The following is a 16831-nucleotide window of genomic DNA, read 5'->3' as shown; positions in this document are numbered from 1 at the left end:
TCCGCTGCACCGAAGCGAGATCATGACGAGTGGTTGGTGCGGTGGAGACCGGGTGGGCTGCGGGTCGCTGCAGTTCAGGCGGAAACCATCACGGCAAGGACCGGTTCGCCGGTCAAGCCGCTATCACGCGAGGGTTGCTCGATGCGGAGCKGCCCAAGGGACGAAGCCTGGCACGCATGAGCCGGGCGGGAGCAAGGAAACGCGGTGCTGGCAYTCCGGCCGCCGACTGAGCTGCCATCGTTCYCGCGATGCGGCAGGGGATGCGCCCCGGCMCTGGTGGCATAGGCCCAAAACCCCGGCCGGCCGGCGAGGCGTGAGCCTCTTTCATCTGCGGACTACCGCTACGGGGCAAACGCCTCGCCGGTCCCGCTTCGTCTTCCTCGAAAGGGGAAGGTTCTTTGAAAACTCCGAAGCCCAAGGGCTGTCGGATGCATCAGTGTGCCTCGCACCATCCCCACCGGCCGTCATCCCGGGGACCCACTGCTCGGACGGCTGGGTTGGCACGGGCCGCGCGGTCCATCACAGCAAGGTTGGACAGCCGACGTAGTGGATCCCTGCTTGCGCCGGGACGACATCGAGCATGCGGATACCCAACAAAGAAAATGCCCGCATCATGCGGGCATTTCAAACTTCAGCGCTGCAACGAACCTTAGTTCAGCCGGGCCGCTACGTCCTTGATGGCCTGGTCGACCAGCACGTCGCCCTTGGCGGCAACCTGCTTCTCCAGCAGCACGCGGGCGGCTTCGACGGCGAGGTCGGCAGAGCGGGCGCGGACTTCTGCGACGGCCTGGGCTTCCGCCTGGGCGATCTTGTCGGCGACGGCCTTCTCGCGGCGAGCGACCATGGCTTCCAGCGAGGCCTTGGCCTCGGCGGTCAGCCGGAACGCGTCTTCGCGAGCAGCGGTGACGATGTCCTCGGCTTCCTTCTCGGCTTCTTCGCGGCGGCGCGCGTAGTCCTCGAGCAGGGCCTTGGCTTCGGCGCGCAGCGCCTCGGCTTCAGCGAGGTCGGTCTCGATCTTCTTGATGCGCTCATCGAGCATCCCGGTGATCATCTTGGGCACGCCGAAATAGACGACGATGCCGATGAAGATCACGAGCGCGACGGTCGCCCAGATGGTAGCGCCGGTGGTGGCGTCGAACCCGAAGCTCCACATGGTGCCTTACTCCTTGGTGACCGCGGCAACCGCGGCGCGGGCTTCTGCCGCAGTGACAGTGCCCGAGATCTTGGCGACCAGCGCCTGGGCCGTCTCGGCTGCGATGCTGCCCACATTGGCGAGCGCCGCGTCCTTGTCGGCCTGAATGCGGGTCTCCGCTTCGGCAACGCGCTTCGAGAGCCCGGCCTCGACGTCGGCACGGCGGCCGTCGATGTCGGCCTTGATCCCGGCGCGGGTTTCCTCGGCGATGCCGTGGGCGTTCTTGCGGGCCTCGGCCAGCGCTGCCTCATAGGCGGCGGCGGCCTTCTCGGTCTCCTGCCGGAGCCGTTCGGCTTCCTTGAGGTCGCCCTCGATGCGGGTGCGGCGCGTCTCGAGGATGGAGCCGATGCGCGGCAGGGCCACGCGGCTCATCAAGAGGTAGAGCGCCGCGAAGGTGATAGCCAGCCACAGCAGCTGGCTGCCGAAGCTCGCGGGATCGAAGGGCGGAAACACCTCCGAGTGCGCTTCGGTACCGGCATGCGTGGCATCCGTCGCCGCGTGCTCACCCTCTGCGGCATGCTCCTCGGCAGGAGCGACAACTTGGCCCTCCTGGAGGACGTCGCCGCCTTCGGCCTGCGCCACGACAATGATGTTTTGGGCTGAACCCGCCATCTCGAAACCCTTTGCGGCCGTTAAAGCCCCGGATCGAAACCCGGAGCCCGTGTGTGTTCGGCTTTACGCCGCCTGTCGCGAGATCAGACTGCGAACAGGAGCAGCAGGGCGATCAGGAACGAGAAGATGCCCAGAGCTTCGGTCACGGCGAAACCGAAAATCAGGTTACCGAACTGGCCCTGAGCGGCCGCCGGGTTGCGCAGGGCGCCCGACAGGAAGCTGCCGAAGATGTTGCCCACGCCAATGGCGGCGCCGGCCATACCAACGGCCGCGATACCCGCACCAATGAACTTTGCTGCTTCAGCTTCCATAACTTCTCTCCTTTGAGAACTGCTTTGACGAACCTGTTAGCGGCACGCCGATTGGGTTGAAACCTTAATGCGAGGGATGGATCGCATCGTTGATGTACATCGAGGTCAGCACTGCAAAGACGTAGGCCTGCAGGGCCGCCACGAGGAATTCGAGCGCCGTGATCGCCACAGTCATCACCAGCGGCAGGATGGCACCGAGCCAGCCAAGGAAGCCGAGGCTGCCCAGCGTCACGATGAAGCCCGCGAACACCTTGAGGGTGATGTGACCAGCGAGGATGTTGGCGAAAAGACGAACGCTGAGTGAAATCGGGCGCGAGAGGAACGAAACGACCTCGATCGGTACCACGATGGGCAGCACGTAGCCCGGCACGCCCGACGGCACGAACAGTTTGAAGAACTTCAGCCCATTCTTGTAAACGCCGTAGAAGATCACGACCACGAACACCAGGAGCGCCAGGGCGAAGGTGATGATGATGTGGCTGGTGAAGGTGAAGAAGAACGGGATCATGCCGAACATGTTGGCGACGAGCACGAACATGAACAGCGAGAACACGAACGGGAAGAACTTCATGCCGGCCTTGCCGGCCGAATCCGACACCATCTTGGCGACGAACTCGTAGAGCATCTCGGAAACCAGCTGCACCCGGTTCGGCACCAGGCTGCGCTTCTGCGTCGAGAGCAGGAGATAGAGGCCGATCACGCCAACCGACAGCGCCATGAACAGCGCTGAGTTGGTGAAGGAAACGCCGCCCCCGCCAAAGGAGACGATATCGGTGATCTGGAACTGGTGGATCGGGTCGACTTTATTCGGATCGGCCAACTGCTGTTCCCTTTAGGCTTGGAGCCTTCACTCGTCTTCTTCGTCGTCCGGCACGCGCATCGCGGCCGTGGGCGGCGGGGCCGCCCGGTTCATTTCTGCTGCGGAGCGCACCACGTTGAGCACGCCCGCCGCAAAGCCGACCAGCAACATCACCAGCATCAGCCAGGGACTGGTCTTCAGCCACAGATCGAGCAGGTATCCGATACCCGCGCCGACCAGGATGGCCGCGATAAATTCAGACCCGAGCCGCAAGCCACGGCTCAATCCGGTCATGTCCCGGTTCGCCGCGGTCATTTCCGCGTCTCCCGGCACATCCTTGTCGCCCTGCGCACGCTTGATCCGCGCCGCCAGGTCAGAAGTCAAAGGCCCCGGTTTTTCACCACTCGGGGGGCGCTTGGTATTGCGTGACTGAGCCATCCCGCTATCCCCTGCGCCTCCGGGCCGAAAATGGAAGTGGAGCCCCTCGAAGTCGCGGGCAACATAGTGGCGCCCCCCAGCAGTGTCAAGGCTGTGAACTGCGATCTAAGTACTTGAAATTACACGCGTTTCGCTCGGCCTGCACAGGTGTGACATTGAGTCATCGCGACTCTGGCCGCCACTATTGCGGCGATGGTGGGGCATCAGCTCGCGACCCGTACCACCGCTTCGGCGCTTTTGAGGTCGACCGAGACCAGTTGGCTGACGCCGCGCTCGGCCATGGTGACGCCGAACAGGCGGTCTACGCGGGCCATGGTAATCGGATTGTGGGTGATCACCAGGAAACGCGTTTCCGTCCGCTCTGTCATCATATCGAGCAGGTTGCAGAAGCGTTCGACATTGGCGTCGTCGAGCGGCGCATCGACTTCGTCGAGCACGCAGATCGGCGCCGGATTGGTGAGGAACACCGCAAAGATCAGGCTCATCGCGGTGAGCGCCTGTTCGCCGCCCGATAGCAGCGTCATGGTCGAGGGCTTCTTGCCCGGCGGGCGGGCGAGGATCTCAAGCCCGGCTTCCAGCGGATCGTCGCTCTCGACGAACTGCAACTCGGCCGTGCCGCCGCCGAACAGCGAAGTGAACAGCTCCTGGAAGTGGGCGTTGACCTTCTCGAACGCCTCGTTGAGGCGCTGCCGGCCCTCGCGATTGAGGCTCTGGATGCCGCCGCGCAGTTTTGCGATGGCCGCGATCAGGTCGTCGCGGTCGGTGACCATCAGGTCGAGCTTCTCGCGGACTTCCTCCGATTCCTTCTCGGCCCCGAGGTTCACTCCGCCGAGCCGCTCGCGCTCGGCCTTCAGCCGGTCGACCTGCGATTCGACCTGGGGCTCGGCGGGGAGGGCATGCTCGGGCTTGATGCCGGCGAGCTGGGCGGTCTGCGAGGCCTCGATGTTGAGCGTCTCGTGCACCTGCCGCTCGATCTGGTGGCGCTGCGCGATGAGGCCCTTGATGCGCTCCTCGACCCGCGCCAGTTCGGCTCGGAAGCCGGAGAGCGCGTCATGCGCCAGCCGCTGCGCCTTGTCGGCATCGCGGTACCGGGTGTCGCCGACGCTGAGCGCGTCGGTCGCCGCCTTGTGCGACTCGCGGGCCACGGCGATTTCGCTATCGAGCTGGCGGCGGCGCTCGGCAAGGCTCTCGGGCGAGGCCTGCAGCGCGACGATCTGCTCGCGGACTTCGGCAGTGCGGGTATCGAGCGTTGCCAGCTGCCCCGCGGCGCCTTCGCGGCGGCGGGACCAGGCGGTGACGTCAGCCGCGATCTGGGTGAGGCGGGAGCTGCGCATCCGCGCCGCCGTCTCGAAGCCACCGAGCTTCAGCCGGGCCTGGTCGGCTTTTTCGCGGAGGCCGGAGAGCAGGGACTGGCGCGAGGTCGCGAGGGTTGCGGCTTCAGTCTCGTCGCCCGCCTCGGCTAGCAGGCGCTCGGCCTCAGTCGCGGCGGCGACGGCCTCGGCGAGGCTGGCGTCGAGCCGGGTGCGGGTTTCCTCGAGCGCCACCTGCCGGGCGGCGAGATCGCTGATGGCGCGCTGCGCCTTGTCGACCTCGGCCTGGGCGACAGAAATCTCGCGCTGGGCGTTGCGCCACGCCTCGCGCTTCTGCCGCTCGTCGGTGCGGGCGGCGTTCAGCGCTTCGGTGAGCGCGGCGGCATCGGCGCGGCGGCTGTTGCGACGGGCCCGCGCCTCCTCGACCTCGGCCTCGAGTTCGGCGAGCCGGTTGCGCTGCGCTAGCCGCTCGGCGGCCGCGGTCGGCGCATCGGCGGCGGCAACGAAGCCATCCCAGCGCCAGAGCCCGCCGGCCTTGGTGGTGAGCCGCTGGCCAGGCCGCAGCTGGGTCATCAGCCGCGCCGCATCGGCAGCATCGACGAGCCCGATCTGGTCAAGCCGGCGCTTCAGCAGCGGGCTGCCGGAGACGAACTGCGACAGCGGCGTGGCGCCGGCAGGCAAAGCCGGGTCGCTGCTGGAGGTAGCACCGGCCCAGTGCAGCGGTGCGCCGGCATCGGTCGAGGCATCTAGATCATCGCCGAGCGCAGCGCCGAGGGCGGTTTCGTAGCCCGGGGCGACCTTGAGCTGGTCGACCACCGCAGGCCACTTGCCGGCGCCGCTGTGGTTGAGGATGCGGCTGAGCGTCTGCGCCTCGGCCTCGAGCCGGTTCAGCGCTGCTTCGATCTGCTGCAGTTCCGGACGCAGCACATCGGCAGCGGTCTGCGCCCCGGCGGCAGCGGACTCGGCTGCAACGGCGGCCGCTTCGGCGGCCTTGGCATTGTTCTGCGCGGTCTCGAGTGCCGCGCGCCGGGCGTTGAGCGTTGCGTCGGCGCCGAGCGTGCGCGCCAGCTGCTCGGCTTCGCGCGCCACATCGGAAATCTGCGTTTCGAGTCGGGTCACCCGCGAGCGGGCTTCGGCGACGCTGCGCTCGGCCGCGCCGCGACGGGCCCGCAGCTGCGCCAGCGCATCGGCGGCGGCGCGCGCCTCGGCTTCGGCCTTGGCGACCTCGGCCTGCGCGGCCTCGGTTGCGGCGCGTGCCGCTTCCAGTGCCCGCTGTTCGCCGGCCGCTTCGGCTTCGAGGCGCGTGCGTTCCTCGGTTGCGGCCTTCAGCGCCTCGTCGCTTTCGCCGACCAACGCACGCTCGCGCACCGCATCCTGCTCGATCTGCTTCAGCCGCTCACCCAGCTCGTTGAGGCGGGCCTCGGCGCGGCGGGCTTCGCTGTCGAGCTGTTCGGCGAGAATAGTGAGGCGCTGCAGCACGGCGCCGGCAGCGGCTTCGCTGTCACGCAGCGGCCCCAGCGCCTTGTCGGCGAGGAACACCACCTTCTGCGCTTCGAGCTCGACGTGCTGCGCCTCGGCGAGATCGCGCACCAGCTTTGCCTGCGCGGCCTCGGCATCCTTCTCGTTGAAGCGTGCGGCGATCCAGCGAATGTGGAACAGCGTCGCCTCGGCCTTGCGGATATCGCCCGACAGCGCGCGGTAGCGGATGGCGAGGCGCGCTTGCCGCTTCAACGTCTCGAGCTGCTGCTCGACCTGGGCGATGACGTCGTCGACGCGTTCGAGGTTTTGCTCGGCAGCTCGCAGCCGGAGCTCCGCCTCATGCCGGCGCGAATGGAGGCCGGAGATGCCTGCCGCTTCTTCGAGCAGCGCCCGGCGCTGCTGCGGCTTGGCGGCGATCAGCTCGCCGATCTGACCCTGGCGGACCAAGGCAGGGGAATGCGCACCGGTAGAGGCATCGGCGAACAGCAATTGGACATCACGCGCCCGCACTTCCTTGCCGTTGACGCGATAGACAGAGCCTTCCTCGCGCTCGATCCGGCGGGTGACTTCCAGCACATCGGCGTTGTTGAGTGGCGCTGGGGCGGTGCGGTCGGAATTGTCGAGGACGAGGGTGACTTCGGCGGTGTTACGCCCCGGCCGGCTGCCCGAGCCCGAAAAGATCACGTCGTCCATGCCCGAGGCGCGCATCGCCTTGTACGAGCTTTCGCCCATCACCCAGCGCAGCGCCTCGACGAGATTGGATTTGCCGCAGCCGTTCGGTCCCACCACGCCGGACAGACCGGGCTCCAGATAGAGCTCGGTCTGATCGCAGAAGGATTTGAAGCCGTGCAACTTGAGGCGCGTGAATTTCATCGCGCGCCCCGTAGGGGCCGCGTCTTAACCGAGCAGCGGATCGATTTCGGCCTTGAGAGCCTCAAGCGAGCTTTCCCCAGTGATCATCTTGCCGTTGATGTAGAACGTCGGCGTACCCTGGAGCTTGAACTCGTCCAGCGCCTGATCCCGCATCGCTTCCAGTCCCTTGAACAGGTCCTGATTCGTCAAGGCAGCGTCGTAGCTTTCTTTGGTAAAACCGAGCTGCTGGGCAATTGCGAAGATCGCGTCGTTGGGGGTCTGTGACGCTGCCCACTGATCCTGGGTCCGGAAGAAAGTGTCGACGACTTCGTGATACTTCTCGGCACCGGCGGCCTCGGCGAGCATGAACACGACTGCATCCAGCACGTTGCGCATGAACGGGCGCGGGATGAACTGGATCTTGTTGGTGTCGATGTATTCGGTCTTGAGCTGCGGATAGACCGTGTTGGCGAACGCGGCGCAATGCGGGCAAGTCGGCGACAGGTACTCGATCAGGGTAACCTTGGCGTCCGCCGGCCCGAGCGGGTGATCGGCGATGCCGCCAGCGGGGGCCATCAACTTGGCTGCGTCGAACTGCTGCGCCATTGCGCCGGTGGCGCCGAACAGGAAGGACGCGCTGGTCCCCGCCGCTGCGGCGACGACAGCTGCGCCGGACCCGATGAGAATGTTGCGACGGTTGGCCACGAGTTTCACTCCGTTTTTTCGTTGCTCGCCCTAATATCGGGGCACACTAGGCCGGGCAAGTTCAACCGGCGATGAACATTCCGAGAGCTATCGGGCCTTTTTGCGGGCGATCGCCTGGCCGAGTTGTCGCAGGGCATCGCGCATGTCCGGATCGCTCACCCGCTCGACGGTGCGGCCGATGCGGGCGCGGGTGACTTCAGGCAGGGCAGGGGTAGTTTCGGGTATCGCATCCTCGATGGCGAACGGCTCGGCGCTGAGCCGCACCTGGCCAACGAGGAAGTAGCCAAAATACCGGTTGATCGATGCCGCCACCCGCTGACCCTCATGCGCCAGCGCCAGTGCGTGGCCCCGGTGGCAGCGGAGATAGAGCGTCGCGCCCTCGGCGCCCTTTTCGCCGCGCGGCCAGTTGAGCTTGTCCGGCCGGGTGACCTTGTCGTAGGGCGCCGGCGCGATGGTCGACCAGTGCGTGAGGATGTCGCGGCTTGCAAAGCCGCGCTTCTTCAGCGCCGGATCGAGCACGCCACCCAGCGCTTCCGCCACGCCGACGGCGCGGTTGAGCCGCTTGGGCGGTGCGTCGTCCTTGGGCTTCGATTTCGGTTTGTCCGCCACTGGTAACAACTTCCCGTCGCCGCTTGCGCCACACGCTCCGCCGGGCCATCTGTGGCCGCTATCATGTCAAAGGCCTTAGCCCCGCAAAACCCCATGCCGCTCGATGCGTCGGCCGTGCTTGCCTGGTACGACCGGCATGCGCGCACCCTACCATGGCGGGTGAGCCCGGGCGACAGGGTACGTGGTGTCGCCGCCGATCCGTATCGCGTTTGGCTCAGCGAGATCATGCTGCAGCAGACCACCGTCGCGGCGGTGGGGCGATACTATGCGCGGTTCCTGCATTTGTGGCCGACGGTTGCTGACTTGGCGGCCTCGCCACTCGAGGCGGTGCTCGTCGAATGGGCGGGCCTCGGCTATTACGCCCGGGCACGAAACCTTCATGCCTGCGCCAGGGCGGTCGTGGAGCGGTTCGGCGGCCGGTTTCCGACGACGTCGGAGGAACTGCTGACGCTGCCGGGGATCGGGCCCTACACCGCAGCGGCGATTGCGGCGATCACCGGCGACGAGCGGGTCGCGGTGGTGGACGGCAATGTCGACCGGGTGGTAGCGCGCTACCTGGCGCTGGATGTGCCGGTGCGCGATGCCAAGGATCTGGTGCGCGGCACGGTGCAGGCGGTTGTGCCCGAGCGGGCCGGGGATTTCGCGCAGGCGCTGATGGATCTCGGCGCCACCATCTGCGCGCCGCGCAACGCCACCTGCATGCTCTGCCCGCTAGAGTCGGGTTGCCGCGGCGCAAAACTCGATCCGTTGCTCTATCCGGTCAAACCGGAGAAGGCCGACCGCCCGACCCGCTACGGCCACGCCTTCGTCATGCGCGATGCGGATGGCGATGTTTACCTGCAGACCCGCGCCGAGAAGGGCCTATTGGCCCAGATGACCGAGACGCCGGTATCCGACTGGACCCCGGACAAGCGGGAGGTCGCGCATCCGGTGAAATCGGACTGGCGCTATCACGGGCAGGTCATCCACGTGTTCACCCACTTCCGGCTCGAGCTCGACGTGTGGTCGGCGGTGGTGCCGGACCCGGCCGAACTCACGGCCGGCTGGTGGGCCGATCCGCGCGAACTCGACGCGGAGGCACTGCCGAGTGTGTTCCGCAAGGTGCTGGCGGCGGCCGGCTTGGAGTGGACCGAAAAATGAAAGCCGCCGGCACCTGAGTGGATGCCGGCGGCGAGCGCAGCCTGAGTTGAATTGGAGGTCAGATTCAGGCCGAAAGTCGTTCCATCTGAGCGCGCACCTGGGTGCGCAGGTCATCGATGGGGGCGAGACGGCTGCCCTGTCGGGCATGCCAGAAAGTCCAGCCGTTGCAGGCCTCGGCGCCTTGCACGAGCGCGCCGACGCGGTGGATCGAGCCCATGTGGTCGCCTGAAACCAGCGAGCCATCGGCCCGCACCAGGGCGCTGTAGCGCTGGCGATCGTCGTAGAGCTCGGTGCCCGGCTCGATCAGGCCCATTTCGACCAGTGAGCCGAACGCAACGCGCGGGGCGGAGCGCTTCGGCACTGCGGTCTCGATGGTCGCGGCGTTGAGCGGGCGGATGGATGCGATGCGCTTCAGCGCGCCGGCGATGTAGGTGTCCTCGCGCTCGATACCGATGAAGTGGCGGCCGAGTTTCTTGGCCACGGCGCCGGTGGTGCCGGTGCCAAAGAACGGGTCGAGCACCACGTCGCCCGGCTTGGTCGTCGCGCTGATGACGCGATAGAGCAGGGCTTCCGGCTTCTGCGTCGGATGCAGCTTCTCGTCGTCCTCGTCCTTCAGGCGCTCGGCGCCCGTGCAGATCGGGAACAGCCAGTCCGAGCGCATCTGCACATCGTCATTGGCCTGCTTCATCTGCTCGTAGTTGAAGGTGACACGGCTTTCGCGATCCTTCGCCGCCCAGATCAGCGTCTCGTGCGCATTGGTGAACCGGGTGCCGCGGAAGTTCGGCATCGGGTTAGCCTTCCGCCAGATCACGTCGTTGAGCAGCCAGTAGTCGAGGTCCTGCAGCGCCGCGCCGACGCGGAAAATGTTGTGGTACGAGCCGATCACCCAGATGGCGCCATCCGGCTTCAGGATGCGCCGCGCGGCCTTCAGCCAGGCGCGGGTGAAGATGTCGTAATGGGCAAAGCTGTCGAACTTGTCCCAGGCGTCATCGACGCCATCGACGCGCGACTGGTCCGGCCGGGTGAGGCCCCGGTCCAACTGCAGGTTGTAAGGCGGGTCTGCGAATACGAGGTCAACCGAGCCGGCCGGCAAGGCATTCATGTGCTTGATGCAATCGCCCACAAGGATGGTGTCGATGGGGAGCTGGCTCCCCTCCGCATTGGCGGAAGCCGCCATACGCGCGGTACGCAACATAACTCGAACCCTGACGCAGTACTAACGGGATCGGTTGTAAGGCGTTAGGGTTAAAGGGGATTTAAGCTTCGCGGTTAGCGAGAGGTTAAGACGCGAATACGTGGTTGGCGTGCGACACGCCGCGCACCTCCTTCTGTGCTTACCCACCGCCGTCATTTCCGCGAAGGCGGGAACCTAGTGCGGTGCGGCGACGCAAGTGGAGGCTGAGATATCCCACTGGTCCCCGCCTCGCGGGGATGACGCCGGCGGGAGGATGCTGTGATCTGTCCTCAGGCGGCGATTGTCTTCATCCGCTGCGCCTGGATGCACGGCGCGAAATCCATGCGGTGGTGGCGGCCCGGGCCATGCGTGGTCAGCGCCTCGAGATGCTGCGGTGCAGCGTAGCCCTTGTGGCTTGAAAAGCCGAACTGCGGCTCTTCGTAGTCCATAATCAGGCACATCCGGTCGCGTGTCACCTTGGCGATGATCGACGCCGCCGCGATCGACACCGAGCGGCCGTCACCGCCGACGATGGCTTCGCCGGGGCAGGGCAGATCCTTGGGCAGCTTGTTGCCATCGACGAGGATGTGGTCGGCCTTCACCTGCAGGCCCAGCACGGCCTTCCGCATCGCCCATAGCGATGCCTGCAGGATATTGAGCTGCGCGATGATCGTCGGCGGCGCCACGGCGATCGAGACGATCGCCGACGCCATGATCTTTTCATAGAGCTCTTCGCGCTGCGCCGCCGTCAGTACCTTGGAGTCGTTGAGGCCTTCCGGCACCCGGCGATGATTGAGGATCACCGCCGATACCACCACCGGCCCGGCCAGCGGACCGCGACCAACCTCGTCGACGCCGCAGACGAACTTCGCGCCGCGCCGGATGGCGGCGCGCTCGAACTTAAGCGTGGGTTTACTGACGACAGCGGGCGAATCGGACGGCATGTCCTCAAGCATCGCCAGTTGGGCTGGCGACGCAAGCGGTACCGCCATCACATCAGTTGCCTGCCCGGTTGGCTCGCTCTTCTGCATCACCCGCAGCTACCACCGACGCGAGGCGGATATGGGGCGAGTATCGTACGCGTTTCAGAACAGGCTCATCTGCCCGTCATCCACCGTCGGCGGCGCAAACAGGTCGGTGCGCAGCGCCGGCGACGGCTTGTCGAGGCCGTAGCGGGCTTTCGCTAAGTCGACCCGCTGCCGAAGCAAGGTGGCGTACGGCCCCTCGCCGATGAAGCGGGTACCGAACTTGGGGTCGTTGTCCTTGCCGCCGCGGGTGTCGCGCACGAGGCTCATCACGTGGCTGACGCGATCCGGGAAATGCCGCAGCAGCCATTCGCGGAAGATGTCGCGCACCTCGCCCGGCAGCCTCAGCAGGATGGCGTTGGCGCCGACAGCACCCTGCGCCGCGCCGGCGTCGAGGATGCGCTCGAGCTCCATGTCGTTGATTGCCGGGATCATCGGCGCGGCCATGACGATCGTCGGGATGCCGGCTTCCGACAGCAGCCGAACGGCCTCGAGGCGCTTCTCGGGAGTGGACGCGCGGGGCTCCATCTTGCGGGAAAGGATGTGGTCCATGCTGGTGATCGACAAAGCCACGCGCACCAAATTCTGTTCGGCGAGGGGCTTCAGGATATCGAGGTCGCGGCAAACCAGCGCCGACTTGGTGGTGATGGTCACCGGGTGCTTGGTCTCGAGCAGCAGTTCGAGGATGCCGCGGGTCAACTTGTGCTTCCGCTCGGCCGGCTGGTACGGGTCGGTATTGGTGCCCATGGCGATGGGCTTGGGCTTGTAGCGCTTGTCGGCGAGTTCGCGCCGCAGCAGGTCGACGGCGTTGGCCTTCACATAGATGTCTCGCTCGAACTCCAGCCCAGCCGAATGGCCGAGATAGGCGTGCGTCGGCCGCGCGAAGCAATACGAGCAACCGTGCTCGCAGCCGCGATAGGCGTTGATCGAGCGATCGAAGCCGATGTCGGGGCTTTCGTTGCGGGTGATGATCGACCGGGCGCGCTCGACATGCTCGATGGTTTCGAACGGCTTCAAATCCTCGACCTGCCCCCATCCGTCGTCGAAGTCCTCGCGGCTCTGCTTGTCGAAGCGGCTGCCCTTGTTGGTCTGCGCGCCGCGTCCGCGATTGAGCGCCGGATCGACGAACTTGCGCGCGATCAGGTCGGCGTCGCGGGTGCCGCTCAGCTTTTCCAATTGTTCGAATGACGGGGCGACGCGCATGGCCATGAGACATCTCCAACGGTCCGGGCGACGACTCGCCACCCGGGTAACGTTCCGTTAGGAATAGCAGTTGCATGAGAACAGAACAAGAACAAACAGGCGGGGATAAGTTTGTCAGATGCCGAGCAGGCCGCGGCGTCCCCACAACACGAAGGCCGAGAGCAGCAGCAGGATGAGGTTCATGCCGAGCGTCATCCGGGTTTCGCCACGCCGGCCGTGAAAGCCGATAGCGAGGAACTGCAGCACGACGGAACCGAGGGCGGCCAGCGGGGTGAGGAACGGCAGGATGCCGGTCGCGAGCGGCAGGATGAGGCCGAGGCCGGCGGCCGCGTCGACGCCGCCGATGAAGCGCACGAAGCTTGGCTGCACGTCGCCGGGCCAGCGCATCATTCCGGCGAGTTGCGGAATTGGCCGCGTCGCCTTCATCAGGCCGGCGAACAGATAGAAGGCGCCGGTGACGATGGCGGCCGCCCAGAGCCAGAAGTCCATTGAGGTCAGGAAGTTCATTTTTCAGATCCCACAGACGGGGGCAGCCCGATGCTGCCCGTGTTGGGCGGAAAGTGATTGAATGGCCGTCATCCCACAATCTGGATAGTGATGGAAACATCGTGCAGGATCATGCATAATCCTCCGATGGTCCTCGAAGGCATCGACGTGTTCGTTAGGGTCGTTCAGGCCGGCAGTTTCGCTGCCGCCGCGCGCCTGCTCGGCATGCCGACCACCACGGTTTCGGCCCGCATCGCGAGGCTCGAGGAGCGGCTCGGCGTGACGCTGATCCAGCGCTCGACTCGCCGGATGCATGTCACCGAGGCCGGCGAGGCATACTTCGCCCACTGCATTCAGGCGCTCGATGCGCTCGAAGCGGGAGAGAGCCAGCTGGCCGCGGCCGGCAGCGAGCCATCCGGCTTGCTTCGCATCACCGCAGCCTCTGATATCGCCAGCACGGCACTGCCACCGCTTTGCGAGCTGTTTCTCGCCAAATACCCCAAGGTCGATCTCGACCTCGTGGTCACCAACCGGCAGGTGGACCTGATCGGCGAAGGCGTCGATCTCGCGATCCGTGCTGGTCCGATGCGGGACTCGACGATGCTCAGCCGCAAATTTGCCTCAGGCATCCTTGGCCTGTGGGCGAGCCCGGACTATCTCGATCGGTCCGGTACGCCGGCCACGGTCGCGGACCTGGCCGACCACCAGATCATCACGTTCTCGCGCATGCCCGAGAGCTTCAAGCTGATCTCGGGGAGCGAGCAATTCTCGCTGCCCACCAACACCCGCATCCGCGCCGACGACATGCAGACCATCCGCACCTTCGTCTTGCGCGGCGCGGGGATCGGGCTGCTTCCGGATTTCGGCGCCGTCGCGCCGGAACGGCCGCTCGTCCGCGTCCTGCCCGCCTTCAGCACCGAGCCGGCGAACGTGTTCTTCGTCTATCCGGCGCAGCGATTCCTGACGGTGAACGTGCGGGCGTTCATGGAGTTGGCGCGGGCAGGGACCTAGCCCGCGACCTTCGAGAAGTCCGCCACCAGCCGCATCGTGTCGCGGAGCTTGGTGAGGAGGCTCAGGCGGTTGGCGCGGACTGCGGCGTCGGGATCGTTGACCAGCACCGCTTCGAAGAACTTGTCGACCGGCTGGCGCAATGTCGCCAGCGCCGTGATGGCGCCCTGGTAGTCGTTGGCGGCGACCTTGGCCGCGACGGCGGCATCGGCCTTCATGATGGCGTCGGCGAGCGCGATTTCCTCGTCGACCTTCAGCTGCTCTTCGGCCACCGGCTGGTCGTAGCTGCGCTTGTCCTTCTTTTCCTCGATCGAGAGGATGTTGGCGGCGCGACGATAGCCGGCGAGGAGGTTCACCCCGTCGTCCGACCCGAGAAGCTGGCCCAGCGCCTCGACGCGGCGGGTGATCTCGAGGATGTCGTTGCTGTCCTTGCCGATCACGGCGTCGACCAGGTCGTGGCGGGCGCCGGCATCACGCAGCGTTACCTTGAGGCGGTCGTGGAAGAAGCTGAGAAGATCCGGCTCCACCTGGAGCGGGAAAGTAAGCTTGTTGTCGGTGACGATGCGGATGACGCCCAGCGCCGCGCGGCGCAGCGCGAACGGGTCGCGCGAGCCGGTGGGCTTTTCGTCGATCGACCAGAAGCCGGTCAGCAGGTCGAGCTTGTCGGCCAACGCCACGGCAATGGCCACCGGCTCAGCGGGCACCAGATCGGTGGGACCGAGTGGCTTGTAGTGGTCGGCCACGGCATTGGCGATGGCCGAGGGCTCGCCCTGGGCCAGCGCGTAGTAGCGGCCCATGGTGCCCTGCAACTCGGGGAACTCGCCGACCATTTCGGTGGTGAGGTCGGCCTTGGCCAGCATCGCGCCACGCTTGGCCTGTTCGGCATTGGCGCCGACCTGCGGGGCGATCTCGGCGCTCAGCTTCACCAGCCGCTCGACGCGCTGGAACTCGGTGCCGAGCTTGGCGTGGAAGATGCGCTGTTCGAGCTTGGGCAGGCCATGCTCGAGCGGCAGCGCCAGGTCCTGGTTGTAGAAGAAGCGGGCGTCCGACAGGCGGGCGCGGATGACGCGCTCATTGCCGGCGACGATGGTCTTGCCGCCGTCTTCGGCCACCTGGTTGGAGGTGATGATGAAGAACGGCGCCAGTTTGCCGGAGCTGTCGCGCAGGCAGAAGCATTTCTGGTTGGCGCGGATGGTGGCGATGATCGCTTCTTCCGGCACTTCCAGGAATGCCGGGTCGAACGACCCCATCATCACCACGGGCCATTCGACGAGGCCGGCGACTTCCTCGAGCAGGCCCTCGTCGTGGATGACGGTGAGTCCCTGCGCGAAGGCGAGGTTGTCGGCATCGGCGCGGATGATTTCCTTGCGCCGGTCGATGTCGAGCACGACCTTGGCCTTCTCCAGTGCCTGCACATAATCGTCGAAGCGGCGCACGCGGATCGCCTGCGGGGCGAGGAAGCGGTGGCCATAGGTGGTCTGGCCTGACGTGACGGTGTTCGACTTGAACGGGATGACCGCCGGTTCATCGTTGTCGGTGCCGAAGGTGGCGGTGATGGCGCGCAGCGGCCTCACCCAGGTCAGCCCGCCATTGCCCCACTGCATGGATTTCGGCCAGTCGAAGCCGGTGATCACCTTGGGCAGCAGGGTGGCGAGGATGTCGGTGGCGTCGGCGCCTTTCTTGTCGATATGCGCGACGTAGAACTCGCCCTTCTTGGGATCGGACTCGATCTTCGCCTCAGCGATGGAACCGAGCCCGGCCGCCTTGAGGAAGCCATCGATCGCCTGCTGCGGTGAGCCAACGCGCGGGCCCTTGCGCTCTTCGCGCGTATCGGGGGAGCGGGCCGGCAAGCCGGTTACGGTCAAGGCGAGACGCCGCGGCGTCACGAATGCCTTGGCGCCCTCATAGACCAGGCCCGCGTCGACCAGCGCGTTGGTGACGGCCTTCTTCAGGTCCTCGGCGGCCTTGCGCTGCATGCGCGCAGGGATTTCTTCCGAGAACAGTTCGACGAGGAGTTCGGGCATGGGGATAACCGGGCGTTTGAAAGCGCGGTTTGCCTAGCAAGGGTAGGGGAGATTGTCCATTGCGGGACGCAAGCTGATGCATCCGACAGCCTCTCGGCTTCGGAGTTTTCAAAGAACTCTGCCCTCTCGGACAGAACGAAGCGGGACCGGCGAGGCGTTTGCCCCGTAGCGGTAGTCCGCGAATGAATGAGGCTCACGCCTCGCCGGCCGGCCGGGGTTTTGGGCCTATGCCACCAGGGCCGGGGCGCATCCCCTGCCGCATCGCGAGAAACGTGGGACACGCGGTCGGCGGCCGGAGTGCCAGCACCGCCTTCGTTGCTCCCGCCCGGCTCATGCGTGCCAGGCTTCGTCCCTTGGGCCACTCCGCATCGAGCGACCCTCGCGTGATAGCGGCTTGACCGGCGAACCGGTCCTTGCCGTGATGGTTTCCGCCTGAACTGCAGCGACCCGCAGCCCACCCGGTC

Annotated in this window: 15 protein-coding genes; 2 read left to right on the top strand and 13 right to left on the bottom strand. The window is 66.1% G+C overall.

Annotation, left to right across the window (positions count from 1 at the left end):
* Positions 1 to 649: 649 nt before the first annotated feature.
* The 8 genes from AC1DYL_RS22695 to AC1DYL_RS22660 all read right to left on the bottom strand — a co-directional run bounded on the left by AC1DYL_RS22695 (position 650) and on the right by AC1DYL_RS22660 (position 8307).
* Positions 650 to 1153, bottom strand: a complete 504-nt coding sequence (locus AC1DYL_RS22695; protein ID WP_477152323.1) for a F0F1 ATP synthase subunit B family protein — start codon at positions 1151 to 1153, stop codon at positions 650 to 652.
* Positions 1154 to 1159: 6 nt separating this feature from the next.
* Complete coding sequence (locus tag AC1DYL_RS22690) at positions 1160 to 1804, bottom strand: F0F1 ATP synthase subunit B (RefSeq protein WP_477174888.1); 645 nt, start codon at positions 1802 to 1804, stop codon at positions 1160 to 1162.
* Between the two features lie 83 nt (positions 1805 to 1887).
* On the bottom strand, positions 1888 to 2115 hold the full coding sequence (locus tag AC1DYL_RS22685; protein WP_055885023.1) for a F0F1 ATP synthase subunit C: 228 nt from the start codon (positions 2113 to 2115) through the stop codon (positions 1888 to 1890).
* A gap of 64 nt (positions 2116 to 2179) precedes the next feature.
* Positions 2180 to 2935, bottom strand: coding sequence for a F0F1 ATP synthase subunit A (locus AC1DYL_RS22680; protein WP_477174887.1), 756 nt, complete (start codon positions 2933 to 2935; stop codon positions 2180 to 2182).
* A gap of 27 nt (positions 2936 to 2962) precedes the next feature.
* Complete coding sequence (locus AC1DYL_RS22675) at positions 2963 to 3352, bottom strand: AtpZ/AtpI family protein (protein WP_477152320.1); 390 nt, start codon at positions 3350 to 3352, stop codon at positions 2963 to 2965.
* 203 nt (positions 3353 to 3555) lie between these two features.
* Positions 3556 to 7014: a chromosome segregation protein SMC gene (gene smc / locus AC1DYL_RS22670; protein ID WP_477174886.1), complete on the bottom strand. Its 3459-nt coding sequence runs from the start codon at positions 7012 to 7014 to the stop codon at positions 3556 to 3558.
* A gap of 24 nt (positions 7015 to 7038) precedes the next feature.
* Positions 7039 to 7698, bottom strand: a complete 660-nt coding sequence (locus AC1DYL_RS22665; protein ID WP_477174885.1) for a DsbA family protein — start codon at positions 7696 to 7698, stop codon at positions 7039 to 7041.
* A gap of 87 nt (positions 7699 to 7785) precedes the next feature.
* Positions 7786 to 8307, bottom strand: coding sequence for a DUF721 domain-containing protein (locus AC1DYL_RS22660; RefSeq protein WP_477174884.1), 522 nt, complete (start codon positions 8305 to 8307; stop codon positions 7786 to 7788).
* A gap of 63 nt (positions 8308 to 8370) precedes the next feature.
* Between AC1DYL_RS22660 and AC1DYL_RS22655 the strand changes: the two genes are divergently transcribed.
* Positions 8371 to 9447 carry an A/G-specific adenine glycosylase gene (locus AC1DYL_RS22655; protein ID WP_477174883.1) on the top strand — a complete coding sequence of 359 codons (1077 nt, stop codon included), beginning with the start codon at positions 8371 to 8373 and terminating at the stop codon, positions 9445 to 9447.
* Positions 9448 to 9511: 64 nt separating this feature from the next.
* Here the strand turns inward: AC1DYL_RS22655 and AC1DYL_RS22650 are convergent, their stop codons facing one another.
* The 4 genes from AC1DYL_RS22650 to AC1DYL_RS22635 form a co-directional block, all read right to left on the bottom strand.
* Entirely contained in the window at positions 9512 to 10642 is a 1131-nt protein-coding gene (locus AC1DYL_RS22650; protein ID WP_477174882.1) for a DNA methyltransferase, read from the bottom strand.
* A gap of 269 nt (positions 10643 to 10911) precedes the next feature.
* Positions 10912 to 11613, bottom strand: coding sequence for a ribonuclease HII (locus AC1DYL_RS22645; protein ID WP_477174881.1), 702 nt, complete (start codon positions 11611 to 11613; stop codon positions 10912 to 10914).
* A gap of 93 nt (positions 11614 to 11706) precedes the next feature.
* On the bottom strand, positions 11707 to 12855 hold the full coding sequence (locus AC1DYL_RS22640) for a PA0069 family radical SAM protein (protein WP_477174880.1): 1149 nt from the start codon (positions 12853 to 12855) through the stop codon (positions 11707 to 11709).
* A gap of 108 nt (positions 12856 to 12963) precedes the next feature.
* Positions 12964 to 13356: a DoxX family protein gene (locus AC1DYL_RS22635; RefSeq protein ID WP_477174879.1), complete on the bottom strand. Its 393-nt coding sequence runs from the start codon at positions 13354 to 13356 to the stop codon at positions 12964 to 12966.
* 111 nt (positions 13357 to 13467) lie between these two features.
* On the opposite strand from AC1DYL_RS22635, the gene AC1DYL_RS22630 reads away from it, so the two are divergent.
* Complete coding sequence (locus tag AC1DYL_RS22630; protein ID WP_477174878.1) at positions 13468 to 14346, top strand: LysR substrate-binding domain-containing protein; 879 nt, start codon at positions 13468 to 13470, stop codon at positions 14344 to 14346.
* On the opposite strand, the gene glyS is transcribed toward AC1DYL_RS22630, so the two are convergent.
* Positions 14343 to 16367, bottom strand: coding sequence for a glycine--tRNA ligase subunit beta (gene glyS / locus AC1DYL_RS22625; protein WP_477174877.1), 2025 nt, complete (start codon positions 16365 to 16367; stop codon positions 14343 to 14345). The two genes, AC1DYL_RS22630 and glyS, sit on opposite strands and share 4 nt — an antisense overlap.
* Positions 16368 to 16831 lie beyond the last annotated feature (464 nt).

Source organism: Devosia sp. P1_H9, from assembly GCF_056405135.1.
This window is presented reverse-complemented; position numbering and strand designations above follow the sequence as displayed.

Bases quoted from the DNA above. Each gene is read 5' to 3' on its own strand.
- AC1DYL_RS22685 (WP_055885023.1), bottom strand. From the start codon at position 2,115: ATGGAAGCTGAAGCAGCAAAGTTCATTGGTGCGGGTATCGCGGCCGTT.
- AC1DYL_RS22675 (WP_477152320.1), bottom strand. From the start codon at position 3,352: ATGGCTCAGTCACGCAATACCAAGCGCCCCCCGAGTGGTGAAAAACCG.
- smc (WP_477174886.1), bottom strand. From the start codon at position 7,014: ATGAAATTCACGCGCCTCAAGTTGCACGGCTTCAAATCCTTCTGCGAT.
- AC1DYL_RS22640 (WP_477174880.1), bottom strand. From the start codon at position 12,855: ATGGCCATGCGCGTCGCCCCGTCATTCGAACAATTGGAAAAGCTGAGC.
- AC1DYL_RS22655 (WP_477174883.1), top strand. From the start codon at position 8,371: ATGTCAAAGGCCTTAGCCCCGCAAAACCCCATGCCGCTCGATGCGTCG.
- AC1DYL_RS22690 (WP_477174888.1), bottom strand. From the start codon at position 1,804: ATGGCGGGTTCAGCCCAAAACATCATTGTCGTGGCGCAGGCCGAAGGC.
- AC1DYL_RS22645 (WP_477174881.1), bottom strand. From the start codon at position 11,613: ATGGCGGTACCGCTTGCGTCGCCAGCCCAACTGGCGATGCTTGAGGAC.
- AC1DYL_RS22695 (WP_477152323.1), bottom strand. From the start codon at position 1,153: ATGTGGAGCTTCGGGTTCGACGCCACCACCGGCGCTACCATCTGGGCG.
- AC1DYL_RS22635 (WP_477174879.1), bottom strand. From the start codon at position 13,356: ATGAACTTCCTGACCTCAATGGACTTCTGGCTCTGGGCGGCCGCCATC.
- AC1DYL_RS22630 (WP_477174878.1), top strand. From the start codon at position 13,468: ATGCATAATCCTCCGATGGTCCTCGAAGGCATCGACGTGTTCGTTAGG.
- glyS (WP_477174877.1), bottom strand. From the start codon at position 16,367: ATGCCCGAACTCCTCGTCGAACTGTTCTCGGAAGAAATCCCTGCGCGC.
- AC1DYL_RS22650 (WP_477174882.1), bottom strand. From the start codon at position 10,642: ATGTTGCGTACCGCGCGTATGGCGGCTTCCGCCAATGCGGAGGGGAGC.